This window comes from Aquimarina longa SW024, assembly GCF_001401755.1.
Classification (GTDB): Bacteria; Bacteroidota; Bacteroidia; order Flavobacteriales; family Flavobacteriaceae; genus Aquimarina; species Aquimarina longa.
The window spans coordinates 1-19371 of the sequence record NZ_AVQK01000035.1; the positions used below are offsets into that span (position 1 = coordinate 1).

General features: G+C 30.7%; 19 protein-coding genes. 15 read left to right on the forward strand and 4 right to left on the reverse strand.

What is annotated here, in order from left to right:
- Nucleotides 1-237: 237 nt before the first annotated feature.
- Complete coding sequence (locus N456_RS08130) at nt 238-3066, reverse strand: carboxypeptidase-like regulatory domain-containing protein (protein ID WP_240315506.1); 2829 nt, start codon at nt 3064-3066, stop codon at nt 238-240.
- Between the two features lie 168 nt (nt 3067-3234).
- On the opposite strand from N456_RS08130, the gene N456_RS08135 reads away from it, so the two are divergent.
- The 13 genes from N456_RS08135 (at nt 3235) to N456_RS08195 (ending at nt 13157) form a co-directional block, all read left to right on the forward strand.
- Nucleotides 3235-4284, forward strand: coding sequence for an endonuclease/exonuclease/phosphatase family protein (locus tag N456_RS08135; RefSeq protein ID WP_062055780.1), 1050 nt, complete (start codon nt 3235-3237; stop codon nt 4282-4284).
- Between the two features lie 345 nt (nt 4285-4629).
- Nucleotides 4630-4764: a hypothetical protein gene (locus N456_RS25135; RefSeq protein WP_262482821.1), complete on the forward strand. Its 135-nt coding sequence runs from the start codon at nt 4630-4632 to the stop codon at nt 4762-4764.
- Between the two features lie 376 nt (nt 4765-5140).
- The gene (gene tssD, locus N456_RS08140; RefSeq protein ID WP_148639242.1) at nt 5141-5854 is read left to right on the forward strand and encodes a type VI secretion system tube protein TssD; all 714 of its coding nucleotides are present in this window, start codon (nt 5141-5143) and stop codon (nt 5852-5854) included.
- Nucleotides 5844-6968 (forward strand): GIY-YIG nuclease family protein, encoded by a 1125-nt coding sequence (locus tag N456_RS08145; protein ID WP_148639243.1) that lies wholly within the window; start codon nt 5844-5846, stop codon nt 6966-6968. The genes tssD and N456_RS08145 overlap by 11 nt, the downstream gene beginning before the upstream one ends.
- A 12-nt stretch (nt 6969-6980) precedes the next feature.
- On the forward strand, nt 6981-7835 hold the full coding sequence (locus N456_RS08150; protein WP_062055786.1) for a leucine-rich repeat domain-containing protein: 855 nt from the start codon (nt 6981-6983) through the stop codon (nt 7833-7835).
- A gap of 132 nt (nt 7836-7967) precedes the next feature.
- On the forward strand, nt 7968-8213 hold the full coding sequence (locus N456_RS08155; protein WP_062055788.1) for a hypothetical protein: 246 nt from the start codon (nt 7968-7970) through the stop codon (nt 8211-8213).
- Nucleotide 8214: 1 nt separating this feature from the next.
- Nucleotides 8215-9090: a leucine-rich repeat domain-containing protein gene (locus N456_RS08160; RefSeq protein ID WP_062055790.1), complete on the forward strand. Its 876-nt coding sequence runs from the start codon at nt 8215-8217 to the stop codon at nt 9088-9090.
- A 244-nt stretch (nt 9091-9334) separates the two neighbouring features.
- Complete coding sequence (locus N456_RS08165; RefSeq protein WP_148639244.1) at nt 9335-10171, forward strand: hypothetical protein; 837 nt, start codon at nt 9335-9337, stop codon at nt 10169-10171.
- 155 nt (nt 10172-10326) lie between these two features.
- Entirely contained in the window at nt 10327-10773 is a 447-nt protein-coding gene (locus N456_RS08170; protein ID WP_148639245.1) for a hypothetical protein, read from the forward strand.
- Between the two features lie 134 nt (nt 10774-10907).
- Nucleotides 10908-11114, forward strand: a complete 207-nt coding sequence (locus tag N456_RS08175; RefSeq protein WP_062055796.1) for a hypothetical protein — start codon at nt 10908-10910, stop codon at nt 11112-11114.
- Nucleotides 11111-11695 (forward strand): hypothetical protein, encoded by a 585-nt coding sequence (locus N456_RS08180; RefSeq protein WP_062055798.1) that lies wholly within the window; start codon nt 11111-11113, stop codon nt 11693-11695. Before N456_RS08175 ends, N456_RS08180 begins: the two co-directional genes overlap by 4 nt.
- A gap of 302 nt (nt 11696-11997) precedes the next feature.
- On the forward strand, nt 11998-12588 hold the full coding sequence (locus N456_RS08190) for a hypothetical protein (RefSeq protein WP_062055802.1): 591 nt from the start codon (nt 11998-12000) through the stop codon (nt 12586-12588).
- Nucleotides 12585-13157, forward strand: a complete 573-nt coding sequence (locus N456_RS08195) for a hypothetical protein (RefSeq protein WP_148639246.1) — start codon at nt 12585-12587, stop codon at nt 13155-13157. Before N456_RS08190 ends, N456_RS08195 begins: the two co-directional genes overlap by 4 nt.
- Before the next feature lie 138 nt (nt 13158-13295).
- Here N456_RS08195 and N456_RS08200 read toward each other — a convergent pair whose 3' ends face one another.
- The 3 genes from N456_RS08200 to N456_RS08210 all read right to left on the reverse strand — a co-directional run bounded on the left by N456_RS08200 (nt 13296) and on the right by N456_RS08210 (nt 16012).
- Nucleotides 13296-13532, reverse strand: a complete 237-nt coding sequence (locus N456_RS08200) for a hypothetical protein (protein WP_062055806.1) — start codon at nt 13530-13532, stop codon at nt 13296-13298.
- 139 nt (nt 13533-13671) lie between these two features.
- Nucleotides 13672-14082, reverse strand: a complete 411-nt coding sequence (locus N456_RS08205; RefSeq protein WP_062055808.1) for a hypothetical protein — start codon at nt 14080-14082, stop codon at nt 13672-13674.
- Nucleotides 14083-14176: 94 nt separating this feature from the next.
- Nucleotides 14177-16012 (reverse strand): cation:proton antiporter, encoded by a 1836-nt coding sequence (locus N456_RS08210; RefSeq protein WP_062055810.1) that lies wholly within the window; start codon nt 16010-16012, stop codon nt 14177-14179.
- Between the two features lie 142 nt (nt 16013-16154).
- Here N456_RS08210 and N456_RS08215 point away from each other — a divergent pair, with 142 nt between their 5' ends.
- Together N456_RS08215 and N456_RS08220 are read left to right on the forward strand one after the other, a co-directional pair.
- Nucleotides 16155-17015: a universal stress protein gene (locus N456_RS08215; protein ID WP_062055812.1), complete on the forward strand. Its 861-nt coding sequence runs from the start codon at nt 16155-16157 to the stop codon at nt 17013-17015.
- A complete protein-coding gene (locus N456_RS08220) occupies nt 17016-19280 on the forward strand; it encodes a SulP family inorganic anion transporter (protein WP_062055815.1) in 2265 nt (754 codons plus the stop codon).
- Nucleotides 19281-19371 lie beyond the last annotated feature (91 nt).

Genomic DNA, 19371 nt, shown 5'->3' on the forward strand with positions numbered 1-19371 from the left:
ATTTTTTTTTCACCAGATAAGTATTGATAAAAATTTCGTACTATGGTCTGTGATTTGATGTATATTTATAGGCGCAAAAATAGAGTTCATAATAGTAGAAAATTGATTAATTATTTAACCTATGTTTAACCCATAAAAACGAGTTAAAACATAAGTATTTGGTTATCAATATTTTATATTATTCAAGTTAACTATACTCATAGGTCTTAAAGACCTGTGAGGTTTAAACATTTAATCTCAAAGTCTTACATAAAGAGAAAGAAAATAGGAGGTTCCAAATCCATAAAAATATTTTGAACCAAAAACAGGAGTATCACGCTGTGACTCTTCTAATGCTAGTCTATAATTGGCATTTCTGGCTTGTTCAAACCCTCCTGTTCTATAGTTTTGATCCAAAACATTCTGTATCGAAGCAAAAACACCAACGTAGTATTTCTTAATTCTCCAAGACTTACCCCCTACTATATTTACTAAAAAATAATCCTCTAACTGTTCTTGTTGTAAAAGATTTTTTGCAATACTCTCATCATAATCATTAAAAGATAATCCATCGGTATCTTTATAAAAATTAGTAGTTCTCCCAAAAGGACTTACATTAATATAGGCATTAGAAAAATAATTAGTAGTCGCTCCAAACCACCAAAAATCAGGATCACGATACTCAAAACCTAACTGTGCAACACGCTCAGGTCCTCCTGCAATATGATACCCATCTAATGATGATTTTCCAAAACTGCGTACTCCTTGATAATCTACAAAAGCTTCACTAGTACTTGCTAATACTAAATCTGGATTATTATCAAACATATAACTACCTAATGCTCCAACACCTTTCAATTTTATAGTAGGTGTAACCTGATATTCGATTCCTAATTCACCTCCTACATACCGTTTATCTATATCTGTTAGTATTTCTTGTACAAAACCTGTATCAGATCCCGAGATAGCTTCTGTAAAAAAGAACGAAATATTAGTTGCATCAAGCACCTTAGTATAATACCCTGTTAATTTGGCTTTTATCTTAGGAGACCGAAATACATAACTGGCATCTATGGACTGTATATGTTGACTTTCCTGTGTTCCGCCTAGTAGTTGTGCTACAGTAGTATTACTTTGCCTTGCATTTATGAATGCATTACGAATTGTAGGCGCTTTAGTAAAATAAGCACCATGAAACGTTATAAAATTATGCCCATTAATCGTAAACGTTACTCCTCCTTTTATTCCATAATTCGTAAAATCTATTAGCTCACTCTTTCCTAAAGATGCATTCTCAGGAAAATATCCATTCTCGAACAAACCGTTTCTTTGGTATGAGGTTTTAGAAATAGTTGCCCCTATAAAAGAATCAACTCTCTTAAATCTAAATTGCCCCTGAGCAAAACCATTAATTGTAGTTGCTACTACCTCGTAATTATAATCATACCGGTCACCTACAGTAACGATACGATTAGGGTTACGTAAATCACTCTGCGCTCTATTTATTAAATCAGAAGTAGTAAACCCTTTAGTTCCTAATGCATATATATCAATATCTAAAAAACCAGTACCTCCTAGAAGATCTGCTACTTCTGCAAAGTTTTCACTTTTTAGATTCCTATAATTAAGCGCTGTAGTAAACGAAATTGTTTTATTAAATTGGGTATTAAGAATTATTCCTCCTTGTAGCTGGGTATCATCTGTTCTATCATCATACAATATATATGTTGCATTAGTACCTAGTTTTGTATTTTGTTGATTTGTTTCTATGAGCCTATCCCATTGTAGTTGTCCATTATCAATTAAATTTTGTTGTGCTAAAAAAGCACTTTGATACTGTAACGGAGTTGGATTAGTATCAGCTAAAAAAGAGCTTGGTAAATTATCTGTATGTGCAGGATTAGTATCTGCACTTCTACCCCCTCCGATATAAGTTTGTTGACCATTTGGATCTAGTATTAAATCACTACCTCCAGTATCAATTCTACTGTTTGCAATGCTCCCTGTCTGAAATACTATATTAGTCTGTAAATGAGTATTCTTTGAGATATCCCAATAGTGATTGAGCATTAAAATAGGTTCTTTTATTTTTCGTTCTCTAGCATTTCTTATTGTACCATTCTGATATCCCCAATTGGGATTATATGTGTTTCCTTTAAGATCAAATACTTCTTTTGTAATTGCTGTAGATCTTCCTCTTCGGTTTGGAGTATAAAAACCTACAAAGTTTAGGCTATGTTTTTTTCCCAATCTCTTTTCTACCGAAATAAAAAATGAATTAGCATCATATACAGTACCTTCTACAAAACCACTATTGCCGTATCTTCGAGCCAAGGATGTAGAAAATGCCCACCCATTTTTTGTAATTCCGGAATTATATGTCGCCATAATTTTTCCCTGATAACTTCGGTTAGAATATGCATACGATATTTTGCTTACTTTTCTATACTGAGAAGCCCTCATAATGATATTAGAAGTCCCTGAAAGACCCCCAAAAGTATATTCATTCTCTGAAATTCCTTCAGAAAACTCTCGATTACGCTGCACATCATTGAGCCCTCCCCAATCTCCCCATTGTGGACGACCATTAAAAAGTTTATTCATTTCTACTCCATTAATCAGGATTTTTCCATTTTCACTTCCTAAGCCTCTAGGACGAAAAAATGTAGCACTAAAATCATATGCCGCAGCATTAAAAAAAACATCTTTTGTAGATTGCAACAATGCCGCTGGACTAAAAGATGTATTAGTATTATCATCTAGTTCATAATCAGAAAGATTAATGGTTCCTATCTGCTGCTCTATAGTAAAATCAAACTCTAGCCCTATTTTCTTAAGATCTAAAATACTTCCCTTATTAATAACAATAGGAAAACGTTTACTAATAAATCCTTGTTTTGATAATACTAGTATCTGTTCTCCTAAAGGAAGAGTATTAGTATTAAATTCGAACTCTCCTGCAGCATTAGTATGTGTAGAAATACTTGATTCTTTGATTAAAATAGTAACTGCAATAAGCTTCTCTCCTGTAATCTTATCAACAATTTTTCCTTTTATTCCTGTCTGTTGTGCATCTAATGTAGACATAGAAAAAAATAGAAATAGTATGATATATGGTAATATAAAAGGATAATAGTTCATAAAATAATAATGATATGTTAATAATATGGCAAGTATAAAACATCACAGTTTCATTTTTTGAAACTGGAAAAATTAATCTTTGCAATTAATTAACAATTCTAAACAACCCGTTTTATGTTAAGAAGTACATATATTCTTACTATTATAATGTTATTTCCATTCTTTGTTTTTGCTCAGAAAAAAAAGGAGTATAAGATTCATACTATTGCTTTTTATAATCTCGAAAATCTTTTTGATCCAGAAGATGATCCTATAACATATGATGATGATAGAACTCCAAATGGAAAAGATCATTGGACCTATGATATATACACACAAAAGGTAAAAAACATGGCTAGTGTAATCTCAGAAATAGGAAAAGATATGAGTAACAATTCTCCTGCTATTATAGGTGTTGCCGAAATAGAAAATAGAAAAGTCTTAGAAGATCTTCTAAATGACTCTCTATTACAACCTAAAGAATACGGTATTATTCATTTTGATTCGCCAGATAGAAGAGGGATTGATGTAGCGCTATTGTATCAAAAAGCATTATTTAAACCAGAACATACGAGTACTTATCCATTACTAATCTATGATCAAAAAACGTCTAAACGTGTATATACCAGAGATCAATTAGTAGTGAGTGGTTATCTCGATGGGGATTTGATCCATATCATCGTCAATCATTGGCCATCTAGAAGAGGTGGAGAAGCAAAAAGTAGATACAAAAGAGAAAAAGCAGCTGCATTAAATATAAAAATTATGGACTCTCTGTTTGCTATTAATCCATATGCAAAAATTATTACGATGGGAGATCTTAATGATAATCCTAATAACAAGAGTATTAAAAAAGTACTAGGGGCAAAACAGTATAAAAAAGACTTGGGTATAAAAACACTATATAATCCTATGGAAAAAATGGCTAAAAAAGGCATCGGATCTTTAGCCTGGAGAGATCAATGGAGTCTATTTGATCAAATTATTATTTCTTCAGAACTCGTAAAACCAGAGTATTCCTCATATAGATATTATACTGCTAGTGTGTTCAATCCAGAATATTTAATGACTCCCAGAGGTAAGTATAAAGGGTATCCATTTCGTAGTTTTGCTAATGGTACTTTTACAGGTGGGTATAGCGACCACTTTCCTGTTTATCTATATGTTATCAAAGAAAAAAGGTGATCAGAAGATCACCTTTTTCTTTAACATGATATATTTTATATTAATTTGCTCCTATCTGAGGGCATGCTACATTAAATTGATTTTCAAAAATTGATCCTTCTGGGATTTTCTGAGCTGTACCTCCTTCTACACTAAACGTTCCATCTCCATTATCACATACTTCACAATACGCTACACAATCATTTTTATCTAATAGAAAATCAGCATATTCCGTTTAAGGGAATTTTCCCCATAGTGTAAAAAAGATTTTCTATTCTAGTATAATCTCTTATTTTTGAGGTAGAATATACATAGTAATAACCACTTAATACAATCATTACTAATTTACACAAAAATCAATATTACATGAGAAATGTTGTCGAAGATTTACTTCCCCAAGAGGAAAGACAAAAAGCAGAACATCTAGTAACACAGCTAGAGTCCATTTTTATAGACAAGCTATCTGCCCTAACCGAAAAAAAAACATTACTCACAGTATAGCATAGATGCAGGTAAGGCAGGATCTACAGAAAAAGTAGTAGAACTTAAGCAGTTCTTTGCCCGTACCAAAAAAATCAATACCGAACCAGAGGAGTAACCCTCCACTTAGCAAGATATACGCTCTGCTGGGTCAAAAAGACGTTCCGTTTAGCAAAAAAAACGAAGTTTTTAGCTTACTGTATTAAAAAATTAACCTTTGTTGTTAAAATTTCAACACATTTAGTCGAAATTTTAACCCAAAGGGTTAAAAAATAAGCAAACCCAGCCAAACACTTCGTCAAAAAGACGCTCAGGAACGTCAAAAAGACGCACCCTAATGATCAAAGCTTTATAAACCAATACCAATATCTCTTATAAACCTAACCAAAAAACAGCAATGTCTACACTGCACACTACTAGATTCTATATAGACGGTCATAGCCTACCCGTACTAGCATATAGAGAAATCATACAACAACAAACCAATTATAACGGCATGCCCTCTAGTATACCATACGGCAGTGGCATCTATCAATTAGTAGTCCCCGATATAGGCAGATGGACACACCTATTCGACAATTGGGCACTATCCCCCACCATGCGAAAAGAATGTAAGATAGAAACCCAATCCATACAAGGTACTACAATGTTTAAAACCCTAGAGCTATGGGATACCTACTGTACTCGCCTAGAGTATCAAGATGGTGGATACGATGGAGCAATCTATACTCTAACACTATCAGCTGCCACCGTAATCCGTAATGGAGAGGTCATTACCTCTAAGTGGTGGCGTATAAAAGATCCTAATACAAGAAATGAACCTATACAGCAAGCAGAAGAGCTAAATCCAAGGATCATTAAACAGTACATCACTGATCGTAACGACGTAGAACTCGATCAATACCAACGAGGACACGAAATATATTGCGTTATCAAATCAGAACATATGGTTAACGAAACTATAGATATTGATCTTTCTAAATTCGAAGTGCCACTTTTATATCGTAGTAAACGCTTACAAGATAACATCATCAAAGACTATACAATTAATATCGATGAAGAAAAAATTCCATTAGAAGTAATCTCAGAAAACTACAAAGATGAGCAATAACTATAAGAATCAATACGGTAAGAATACGATTAAGATCATACATAGGGGTAAGGTCGTTAGCCAAACAAGTATGAAAGTACAGCTTGGCGGAGGTGATGTCGTAGACAAGCCCGTACAGACCAATATCACCTATACCGATGATGATGGTAAAGGCTTACTACATATCAATCACCAAGCTATTGTAGTAGGCGAAACTGTTGCACAAGTAAAACGCTCTACTACTGCCAAGGTTACCGACAGAGGGACGATACTAGTAAGTCAGTTAAAATCTGAAATTTCATCACGGGGCGAAGACGTATTTTTCTACGATAACTCACTAGGTACTTTTGAGGGCTCTTTAGCAGATGCACAACGTCTATTTCCTAATGTAGATTTTTCGGACTTACAAGTAGCTGATACTGTTGATCGTAGTAATCCAGAATTTAAAAACCTACCCAAAGTAACACGAGATCAGACGGTAACATGGCAAGAAATTAGCAAATACGATGCAGAAGATAATGGAGGCGCACCTACCACATGGGATGATTGGGCAGATAGCTTACAAACAGGATTAGATATTGCGGGGCTTGTTCCTGGTCTTGGAGAAATTGCTGATTTAGCCAATGGATGTATATCATTAGCAAGAGGTAATTATGGCGATGCAGCACTCAGTTTTGCAGCAATGGTACCAGGGTTTGGAGTCGCTGCAACTATTGCTAAACAAGCAAAAAAACTAAGTAAAGTAGTTGATAACAAAGGGATTTATGATTTAATTGTTAAAAATGGAGAGGATTTAAAAGGTTATATTGGTCAGTCTGAAAATGTAATTACCAGAATAAGAAGACATTTTGGAAAAAGGGGTAAATTGAATAAACTTACTAAGGTTGGTAATGAGATTTTATATAAAATGGCAGGCTCTACAAAAGAACAGCGAGAGATTTATGAGCAATATGTTATCTTTAAAAAATATACTGAAGAATGGAAAGATTTAGGGAAATTAATTAACAAAGTGAATCCAGTAGGAGGTAGATTTGATTTGAAATCAAAAAAAGGCTTAGAAGAATTTTACAAGAAAGCGGAAGAAATAGCAGATCATTGGAATTTACCTAAAGAATTTTCTAATATAGATTTTTAAAAGATATTTATTATGAAGTTGAAAAAAAATCCATTAGGGGATGTTTATTTGGAAATTAATAAAGGTTCAGACTTAGTCTTTGTAAAGGATGAATATAAAGATTCTAAATATACAATCCGACTTAATGGTGATTTTAGCACTAACGAATTGGAATTATTTGTTAAAGAATTTGCTAATGTAAAAGAGTTAAGATTTTGCAACGGATTAGAAGGAGAAAATGAATTTTTATATAGCTTGGAAAGTTTAGAGAATTTAATTTTACGATTTTATTCTGATGTACCAACTGTTGTAGATTTTTCTAAAATAGCACCTTTAAAATTTCTTGGTTTTGGGTATCAGAAAAAATATTTAAAAAATATTTGTTATCAAAAATCGTTACAAAAACTATCGGTTTCTGATTATACTGAAAAAGATATGACGGCTTTAAGTTGCTTAACCTCAATCAAAGAATTTAGGACAATAGCCGGTAAAATGAAATCTTTGGAGGGGATTCAGCATCTTACCAATCTTGAAAAATTGGAAATTAGCGCACATCGTTCTCTTACCGATATTAGCCAAATTGCAGCATTACAAAACCTTAAATATTTAGAAATAAATACGTGTTGGAAAATGGCAGATTTTAGCCCAATAGGGAAATTAAAAAACCTTAAACAGCTTGAAATTATTGATTGTAAAAATTTGGAATCAATCAAATTTGTAAGTGATATGCCTAATCTCAAATCATTAAATACATTGGGTACAACCATTATTAATGATTATGATACTACACCCGCTGAACACGTACCCGTATTTTTTGGTAGTCAGCATAATAAATACAACAAACAATATCCAGAAAAAGAAATCCATAAGAAGATAGAAGAGCTATAAATGAACGACTATCAATTCGATATGACGACCACGATGATGCATTTTCTTTTGATCACACCGTAGAGTTTGGAAACTTAGGTAATACTATAAAAAAAGAACTCCCTAGAAGTAATAGGAGGTATAGTTCATAAAATGAAAGGTTCTACCAAGCAAGAACGTGAAATATATGAACAGTTTATTATTTTAGAAAAATATGGAGGTGATATTTCAAGAAAAGGAAGCAAAGGATTTCACAATCTATTGAATAAGGTTAACCCTGTGGGAGGTAGATATGATTTAAAAACTGATATAGGCGTAGAAGCATTGAAAAAGAAAGCTAGAGAACTTGCTAAGCGTTGGGATTTGCCAACAGAATTTGAACCCGTAATATTGAATTGATATGTATTTACAAACAAGCGTACCAAATGAACCTTATCTAATGGTTAAACCCAATTCCGATTTAGATAATATTAAACCAGAATATTTAGAAAATAAATATGTGGTAAGATTGTCAGGGAGTAATTATGAAAAAAGTTTTATTGAAAAATTCATAATACAATTTAAGGATGTTAAGAATCTTGATATTGGAAATAAATCGGGTGGTGATCGAGATAATTCATTCATATATGAATTTCAGAATTTAGAAGGCTTAGTAATTTCGCTATATCGAGATACAGATTTTATACTAGATTGCTCAAGACTACCAAAAAGCCTTTATTCTTTAAATTTGAGTGTCTGGTCAAAAAAGCATATCATTAATATAGAAGCTCTAAACGATACAGATTTAGAAGTTTTGTACGTTGCAGACTTTGACGAAAAAGATCTTACAAAATTAAGTGGGCTTACCAATCTAAAAGGGTTGAGTGTAACCCGTTCTAAAATCAAATCTTTAAAGGGCATCGAAATGCTAACCAATTTAGAACGTATATCTTTTGGAGGTGTACGAAGTCTTACGGATATTTCAGACATTACAGCATTACAAAACCTTAAGCATTTAGAGTTTGATATTTGTTGGAAACTAAAAGACTTTAGCCCCATTGGAGAACTTAAAAAACTAAAAGAACTGGAGTTACTAGATTGCAAAAACCTTGAAAGCATCAAATTTGTAAAAAACTTACCAAATTTAAAACGTCTTTCAACATTAGGTACAACAATTATTAATGATTATGATACTACACCCGCCGAACACGTACCCGTATTTTTTGGTAGTCAAAATAATAAATACAACAAACAATATCCAGAAAAAGAAATCCATAAGAAGATAGAAGAGCTATAAATGAACGACTATCAATTCGATATGATGACCACGATGATTCATTTTCTTTTGATCACACCGTAGAGTTTGGAAACTTAAGTAATACTATAAAAAAGAACTCCCTAGAAGTAAAAGCGATTACCTACGTGTAGGGTATAATGACCAAGACCTGTTCATCAAACCCATTACAGTAGGCACAGGTTTACCAGAGTTTTATACTAATGATGGTAAGTTGATTATATTTGCTTTTAAAATGGTGGAGAAAATGGCTACAGAAATAGTGCCTAATCCTTATATAAGTAGTTTTTTTATCAATACAATTCGTATAACAGAGACGCAAACACTCTCGTCTATAAATACTATAAAGAAACAACTACTCTATGAGCGTGTCTCTTGGGACACGAACCAAAGTATGCGATATGGTTATACAACAACAGAGTCTAGTAACTTTATTATCAAAGGTAAAGCCAGTTTTGATACAGTATCAGAGTTCGAGACTATGACCAAAAAGAAGTTTAGCGACTATTTTAATCATCGAGATCTAAAAAACGCGGGGGTTATCGCATTAAAAGGAATTAGAAAAGCAATAAAAATACTCGATTTTATCAATGCTACTAAGACTGTAACCAGTATTTTTAAAACCCCAGAAGAAGGGCTACAAATCCCTAAACCATCATCTGTAGTCAGTGCTATGGGATTAATAAGTGCTATAAAAAGCATCCCCAGTTTTGGAGCATTAACACCTCTCTTTATGGTTGCAGATGTAATCAGTACCAAAGTAGTTAATGAGATTATCAATGAGTTTACAGAAGATTCTTTATTAGCATGGGAGCAAGCAAAACAAGGGGGACTTAATTCTGCACTAGCATGGGTACAAACTCAAAATGATGGAGCTAAGATGTTAGGCTTAGATTTTATTGAATATATAAGTCAATCACAATATGAAATGCTCTTGAATAATAAATTTAAAACATTTAAAGAATTTTATGATTATAGTCCAAATCCAGAAGATAATAATAAAAACTATTATACTTGTTTTTATTATGTAAAAGAGAAAAATGGAAGAAAGAAATATATAATAGATTCAATAATTTTAAGGTAATGAACAAAATAATAATATTTATACTATTTACTTTCTTTACTTGTACACAAGAAAAGGAAAGAATAAAAATAGATTATTTAAAAAATGATAAAGATTTTAGAATAACTTTTATGAAGAACGATTATCTAATCGATCTAGACACTGTTAATGTAATTATGGAAGTTTCTAAAAAAATATTACTACAAAACAATAAAGTATCTAATTCTCCAAAAAACATTGCGTTTTCTAACGATACTCTTTTTGGACAAAATAGTAATAGAGGTTTAGGTTATGCAGTTTTCACTTATCATAAAAATAAGCGCATTAAAATTAGAGATTTTACATTTAAAAAAAACACAAAATATGAATTAGAATTAGTAATACAATATAGAAATTTAATTTCTTTGGCTCACAAGAAAAAAATTATCAATAATCATTTAGTTAAAAAAGATTCAGTTAAAAAAAAATCAGAATATCAATCCTATCTATTAAAAAACACTAAAGAAAGTCATATAATTATAAACAGCATAATTCCAGATAGTTTAAAAGGTTATCTTCTTTTTAATATTGTCGATAAGAAAAAGAAACATCAATTTTATCAATACGAAAAAATTCGTTTTTAGCTTTTAATATTAAGCGGTTATGTTTAACAAATAGTAAAACATTTACAGAAGATTCTTTATTAGCATGGGAGCAAGCAAAACAAGGGGGTAGAGAAAAAGCACTTGCCTATGTACAAAACTCGCAAGGAGCGAAGATGATTCAACTAGGCGCAGTAGAATTTGTAAGCCAAGAAGCTCATGAAAAGTTTTTACAAAATAACATTAAAACGTTCGATGAACTTGAAAATTTCCCATCAATAGTAACAGCAAATAAAGCTAATAATTATTATACCTATTTTTACTATATCAAAGAAGAAAATGGTAGAAATAAATACTTAATTGACTCAATATTTATGCGATGAAAAAAACAATTTATTTTATTTTTATATACATAATTTTAATAGCATGTGGTTCTACAAGTGCTCAGAATGATGTGGCTATTTTACAAAAACGAACAAACCTTCCTTTAAAGTTAATTTACAACTCTCAAGAAAATGACTCCTCATATATCTATTTATGTTTTCCTAAAAAGATTTACATAGAAAATCAACCAAATATTAAAAATAAAATCCATAATTATCATGTTGGACAGCATCACAAAAATATTGATATACTTCATTATAAAACTTATGAGTACACAAATAAATTGATAATTAAAAAAGATATAACTCTTAATAACAATGAAACAAAAACTTTTATTTTATATCATGGTTACTTATTAAAGGTGTTGAATGAAAAACTAGATGTATTCATTAAAAATAAAAAAGAAAGTCAGATTTTACAAGGATTTAGTGTTTATGATATTTATATAAATGATACCATAAAAAAATGGGCTATTTCAAAAATAAGTGATAGTCTTAAAGGTAAGCTACATTTCTCACTACATAATAAAGAAAAAGGGTTTTTCTACAAGAGTCTAGATATTGAGTTATTTGATGATTAATACTCGTGTATCAATGAGTTTACAGAAGATTCTTTATTAGCATGGGAGCAAGCAAAACAAGGGGGTAGAGAAAAAGCACTTGCCTATGTACAACATTCGCAAGGAGCGAAGATGTTGGAGCTAGGATTTAGACAGGATGTACCTCAAAATGTATATAAAAAACTTTTAAACAATGAAATAAATTCATTTCAACAATTTATTAACGAAAAAGAAGATTTATCCTCTGAGAGCCATTACACAATATTTTATTATATTAAAAATGACTCTAGAAAAAAATATTTAATTGATTCAATATTCTTGCAATGGTAATAAAAATATATATCAAAATAATACTCCTATTTCTTATTCTTACTAGCTGTGTAACAACAAGTCAAACATTACAAATAACAAATAACAAATCTAAACTTCCTCTAAAACTAGTAATTATAGGAGAAAAAAAAGGAGCAACTATTGGTTATTTATATTTCCCTCAATTGATTACTATAAGAAATCCTAACACTTATGACATAACACAAATTGAAACTTTACTTGGAAACCAAGGAGCAAAAGGAACAAGTTTTATACAATATCATCTCAAAACTTTTGATAAAGAGATTATTAATTTCGAACAAAACTTTAAGGTTATTCGTAACTCAACAAAAATTATAGACATATATACTGGATATCGGATTAGTCTCGATAATTTAGACCTTTCATTGATTATTTCAAATGCAAAAAAGCAAGGAGTATTTGATTCTCAATATACTGTTTATGATATCCGTTTAAATCAAAAAATAAAAAGTTTTATTAGATCGAAAATAACAGACGATATAAAGGGTAAAATATGGTTTAAATATTATGATTCAAAAAATGAAAGGAAATATAATATTGATATTAGCCCAATATTTATATGATGAACAAAATAGTATTATTAACGGCATTATTTTTAGTTACTTGTAGATCTAATTCTCAAAAGGAAATAGAATTTACAACTAAGAAATTAGATTTACCATTAAAAATATTACATGGAACAAAAAAAGAAGATAGCACCTTTATATATTTATGTTTTCCAAAAACTATAATCATAAATAACCCTACAAAATATCCTTTAAAAATTGACAGATATAAAGTTGGTTTACATCCTAAGGGGATAAATTATAGACATTATAGAATTTTTAAGTATAAAGATTCTCTCTATTACGAAAACGAGTTTTTAGTTAAACCTATGACAAAAGACTCTTTTAACACGTACTACGGATATCAAATCAAGCTTAAAAATGAAATTTTAGATTCACTAATAAACAATAAAGTGCAAGAAATTAGCAAATTTAAAATATATAATATCCCAATAAACAATAACTCCAAAAAATGGGCTATTTCAAAAATAAGTGATAGTCTTAAAGGTAAGCTACATTTCTCACTACATAATAAAGAAAAAGGGTTTTTCTACAAGAGTCTGGATATTGAGTTATTTGATGATTAATACTCGTATATCAATGAATTTACAGAAGATTCTTTATTAGCATGGGAGCAAGCAAAACAAGGGGGTAGAGAAAAAATATGTTAAAGAAAAAAGGTGATCAGAAGATCACCTTTTTTCTTTAACATGATATATTTTATATTAATTTGCTCCTATCTGAGAGCATGCTGCATTAAATTGATTTTCAAAAGTTGATCCTTCTGGGATTTTCTGAGCTGTACCTCCTTCTACACTAAACGTTCCATCTCCATTATCACATACTTCAATACTCACTGGTCCATTTGCACATTGTTTGCAATTACCATTATCATCATCGCTACTACAAGCAGTAAATCCTACAAAAAGAGAAAATACTACTACAGATATAATTTTTTTCATTTTTACTTAATTAAAATAAATTTAATAGGTGCTAATATAAATTCACCACTATTAATTAACAAATAATTATGTTAATTAATGTTGTTATTGTATACTATTCAGCTTTTTTTTTACGAAGTTTTAAAGTGTAATAGAAAAATTACAATTTCTTACAATTAGAAAGTTCTACATAACGCTCAAAAGGAACTCCAATATCTTTTTCTTTAATGAATGCATTTCCATTAGGACCTCTACAAACTAAAATCGTTATACCACTATTAGTACATGATAAACATACTATACCAGGTAAAGTACAGTCTCCTATACGTTTTAGTTCTAGTCTATATATTTTTAGTTCTTCCTCTGTAGTAGAACAATTATTGTTTATAACATCTTCTAATGCCACTTTATAAGCTCCACATGTTTCTTTAGTAGCATCGTCATTAAACTTCATTGCTGTATTGCCTACTGCTTTTTCTGCATCAGTACAATTGATACCATCGTCATCACTTCCACAAGCTACAGACCCTAGGGCTAGGATATAAGCAGTAATGTATATGATTTTTTTCATTTTGATTACTCTTTTATTAGGTTAAGTAAGCCCAAAAGTAAGAAATTTAAACTGGATTGAATATGTAAGCCTTTTTAGAAAATCATATGATCATTTATTTTAATACTTCAATATCAATTGGTTTACCAATATATGCTAAGAAACTATTATCTTCTATTTGCTCTATATCCCTACTATACGATGGGATAATTCTAATCTTTTTATCAACATTTCGAATAAATAATGGGATAATATCATCATCATCTTTGGTCAATTCAATAATAGCTGAATACTGTTTTTTATCTGTAATTTTTATTTCCTGAATTCCAGGATATTTTTCTGCAAGATTAATAAGTTTATGGTAATCATCAGTATGAGAAAATAATCCTTCATGAGGATTATTTTGGGGATCTTTCATTTCCTCTACTGTAATTAGTCTATAGGAGCCATGTTCCCCAAATTGATCTTTAAACGTATCAATAGCATATCTATTAATATCACTATTTGCTGTTAACGCCATTAAATATCCTATATTATTAAGTTCTATATTGTCTTTAAGTTGATCTCCATAAATATTACCTTCAATAGCTTCTAACCCTAGATCTTTTGCTTTATTAATATTATTCCGGTTACTATCTACCAATACTACATGACGATTATTCTCTTGTAGGTATACTGCAATTAATCTAGAAATTTTGGAAGCGCCGATAATCAAAATACCTTCCGATTTTTTAAGAAATACCCCTACTATCTTAGCAAAAAAACGTGCTGTTGTAGCATTCAATAAAACTGTTCCTAATACAATCATAAACACCAATGGAGTAATATACTCTGCCCCAGGTACTCCTTCTTTCTGTAACTTTAATCCAAATAATGATGCAATTCCCGCTGCAACAATACCTCTAGGACCTACCCAACTAATAAACAGTTTTTCATTAATTGTAAGTCCTGATTTTACAGAGCTAAGAAATACGCCTAATGGTCTTACTATAAAAACAATAATTGAAAAAAGTAAAACTTCTTGCCAATTATATATCAATTGTAAATCCTCTATATTAATATTAGCAGCTAATAGAATAAATAGTATAGATATTAAAAGTACACTTAACGATTCTTTAAAATATAAGATTTCATCAATATGAGGGAGGTTAATGTTTCCTAATACCATACCCATAATAACTACAGAAAGTAAGCCTGACTCATGTGCAAAGGTATCTGATAACACAAAAACGCCAAGTACTACTGCAAGCGTAACCACATTAAGTAGATAATGTGGAATAATTTTTCTTTTAAGAGAAAAAGCTAATGCATGTGCAAAAGTAAAACCAAAGGTAAACCCTACCAGAACTATTTTTCCAAATTCTATCAGAGCAGTTAGTGTAAATTCCTCTCCTCCACCTGCTCTTATAAATTCGAATACCAAAACAGCTACCAATGCTCCTATTGGATCTATTAAAATACCTTCCCATTTTAATATTGCAGATACATCTTTTTTAAGAGGTATATTTCTTAAAATAGGTGTTATTACAGTAGGACCTGTTACAATAATCAGTGAAGAGAATAAAAAAGAAATTGGCCAACTCAGGTTAAAAATAAAGTGTGCTGCTATCCCTGCACCAAAAAAAGTAATGATTACTGCAACAGTAATTAACTTTATGATTACAGGACCTACATTAAGAATTTCACTTCTTTTTAAGGTAAGACCTCCTTCAAAAAGAATAATACTTATTGCTAAAGAGACAAAGTAAAATAGGCTTTCTCCGGGGAATAACCCTTCTTTTCCATTCCATATTGGTTGGATCAACTTCGTTCCATCACTTGTAAAAAAAGTAGCAAATGGTCCGACCAAAAGACCTATTAAAATTAATGGTAAAATTGCAGGAATCTTAAACTTCCATGCAACCCACTGAGCTAAAATTCCTAATATAATTATTCCTGATAATTCTAACATACTTTATCGATTATAAAAATTATGAGAGAAAGATCGTAAAAAAAATTATACATAACAGAAATAAGTGCTATTTTAAAGTTTTTAAAAAATTAAGTTTATATTATACCGCTTTTAAAACCATAAATAGAAAATATAAAAACCTTTGACAGAATTACCAATCCATAAATTTAATACCATCCTCATAGGTATCGCATTTTCGCCAAATTTAAAAAACAACATTTTTGAGACTATGCGAATGGTAGATTTTTTCGATTCTAGAATGATTATCGTTCATGTAGGAGAAAAAACAAAAGAAAAAGAAAGCACTATCAAAGAACTAATATCTGGTTTTTCTGATGATGATGATGAAAAAGTTACTATTGTATGGAAACAAGGTGACCCTGTAACAACAATTATTGAAACTGCTAAGCAAAAAAATGCAGACCTCATCATACTCGGTGCTATTCCAAGAGAAAATTTCCTTAAATTTTATATTGGCTCTATTGCTAGAAAAATAACAAGGCATGCACATTGTTCTGTATTATTACTTATAAAGCCATCAGAAGATTTAAGACCTTGTAATCATATTGTTGTAAATGGTCTTAAGGATAAAAAAACAAAACAAACTATCTTAGATTCATTTGAAATAGCTCAAAACCTAGGAGCCCAAAAAATTACTATCGTCGAAGAAATTTCTAGGCAAGAAGTTAAAATCGTAGTAGAAGATGATAAATCTTTGCGCAAAGATACCCTGATAAAAGAACGATTGGCAAAAAAAGAAGATATTAGAGTACAACATATCTTAAGTGATGTCCCAGAAGATCTTAAAACCGGTATTTTAATCAAAACGCAATCTATTTTTGGAAAAAGAGGGTACTCCATCGGTCATTATGCCAAAGTAGTTGCCGCAGATTTATTAATTATGAACGCTCCTAATAGAACCACATTTCTTGATCGCATCTTTGTTCATGATCTAGAACATATTTTATCAGAATTACCAACAGATGTTTTAATAATAAGATAGATGAGAAACAAGAAAAATAATATATCTGATTTTATATCACAATTGCCAAAAAATATTTTTTCAGGTTTTGTTGTTTCATTAATCGCTCTACCATTGGGATTAGGATTAGCATTAGCATCTGAGGCTCCTCCTATATCTGGTGTAATTGCTGCAGTAGTTGGAGGAATTATAGTTAGTATTTTTGGAGGGTCTAATGTTACAATAACAGGCCCTGGTAATGGGTTAGTAGTCGTACTATTAGGTGCAATAACAACACTCGCTGATGGAGACCTATATCAAGGCTATCTTTTTACATTAGCAGCCATTATATGCTCTGGAGTATTAATGATTAGTATCGGGCTATTACGATTAGGGATTCTTAGTGATTTCTTTCCTTCCTCAGCAATTCAGGGAATGCTTGCTGCAATAGGGATAAGTATTTTTGCAAAACAGTTTCATGTAATGCTTGCCAATACTAGTGTTAAAGGGGATACTATTTCATTATTATCAGACATTCCCAACAGTATTTCGCTATTATTCAATCCCGATTATAGTACTATTGTCATCGCTGCATTAGTTGGAGTCATCAGTTTTTTGATTATGAATTTTTATGGAAAAATAAGAAACAAGTACTTTCAACTAGTTCCTGCACCGATGTGGATTGTTCTTATTGCTATAGGATTAAGCTATTATTATGAGTTTTTTTCTACAGAACCTTATCCTATAGAGGAAAAACTTTTGGTTCAGATACCTGATAGTATTTTCTCTAAATTTCCTAGTCCTGATTTTTCATTACTACTGGATTTTAAATTTATAGGAGTAGTGTTAGTAATAACATTAATCTCTAGTATCGAATCTTTACTAAGCATTAAGGCTGTAGATAAATTAGATCCTCTAAAAAGAAGAGCTAATATCAATAAAGATCTTACTGCACTAGGTATCGCATCGATTGTTAGTGGATTTATAGGAGGTCTTAATGTAGTTACTGTGATTGCGCGTAGTTCTGTAAACGTTAATAATAGTGGAACAAATAGATCATCAAACTTTTTTCATTCAATATTTCTACTCTTATTTGTAGTATTGTTTCAGGATCAACTTAGGCGAATTCCTCTTACTGCACTAGCAGCAATTTTAGTATATACAGGCTATAAATTAGCCGCTCCAAAAAATTTAAAAATTATTGCCAAAATCGGTAAAGAGCAATTAATCATTTTCTTTGCTACAATTATAGCAACTATTACTACTAATTTAATAAGCGGAATCCTTGTTGGAATCCTAACCACTATCATTATTCATTTTATACTTAATAAAAGTCTTGGTTTTTTTGTTAGAAACCTTTTTAAACCCAATGTACTAATGTTTAAAGAAGGTGTTAATGGCATCTATTTTGTTAGTGTAAAAAATTTCTCGAGTTTCTTAAACTACTCATCATTAAAACGAAGATTAGATACAATTCCAGAAAATCAGGATGCAATTATTGATTTTTCACTTTGTAATTTTGTAGATTATACTGTACAAGAAAATTTATTAGGATATCAAGAAACATTTAAACGAAAAGGAGGTTCTTTTGAGATTACAGGACTTGATATTCATGGAACTTCTTCAGAACATCCTCTGGCAGTAAGAAGTTTAATTCCTTTTTCTAAAAAAATTAAGATTGGTGCAAAATCAAATCTCACCAAAAGGCAAGAAGATATACAAACAATTGCAAATGACTTTTCATGGCATTATGATCCTAAAAAAAATAATGATACTTCCGGAATACATGATTTTGTCTTTTTTAAAACCAAAAGTATTAACTATACTAATAATTCTATTTATGACCCTAAGTCTATTTTTAGGATTTTAGATGTAGAATTTTCAGAAGGAGAATTTATTGCTCGTACCCTAGTTAGAACTACAATATTAACAATACAACTAAAAAGAGAAATCCCTAAATTTACTTTAGATAAAGAAGGGCTATTAGAATTTGTATATAAGTTTGCTGGATTTAAGGATATTTCAATTCAGGGGCATCCCGATTTTTCAAAACGTTTTTTTCTTTTAGGAGAACATCCAGAAAAAATTCGCTTATTTTTTACTGATGAGTTAGTCTTATTTTTCGAGAGCAATCCATACTATCATATAGAGTGCACAGGTACTACTTTATTAGTAATGCAAAAAGAACGTCTGGCAAGTGTTAAAGAGATTAAAGCACTTTTAGATTATGGCACACGCTTACAAAAAGTGATCTCTACCATACAATATGGTGAAATATTGTTAAAAAGTCCAAAAATTAAATCCTGATCCCTATCATTTTTTCTATTTTGCAAAGATTTTTAATTTTTCGTGAAAATGTCATAATAGCTATCAATGTATATCAATACAATTTTTAGGC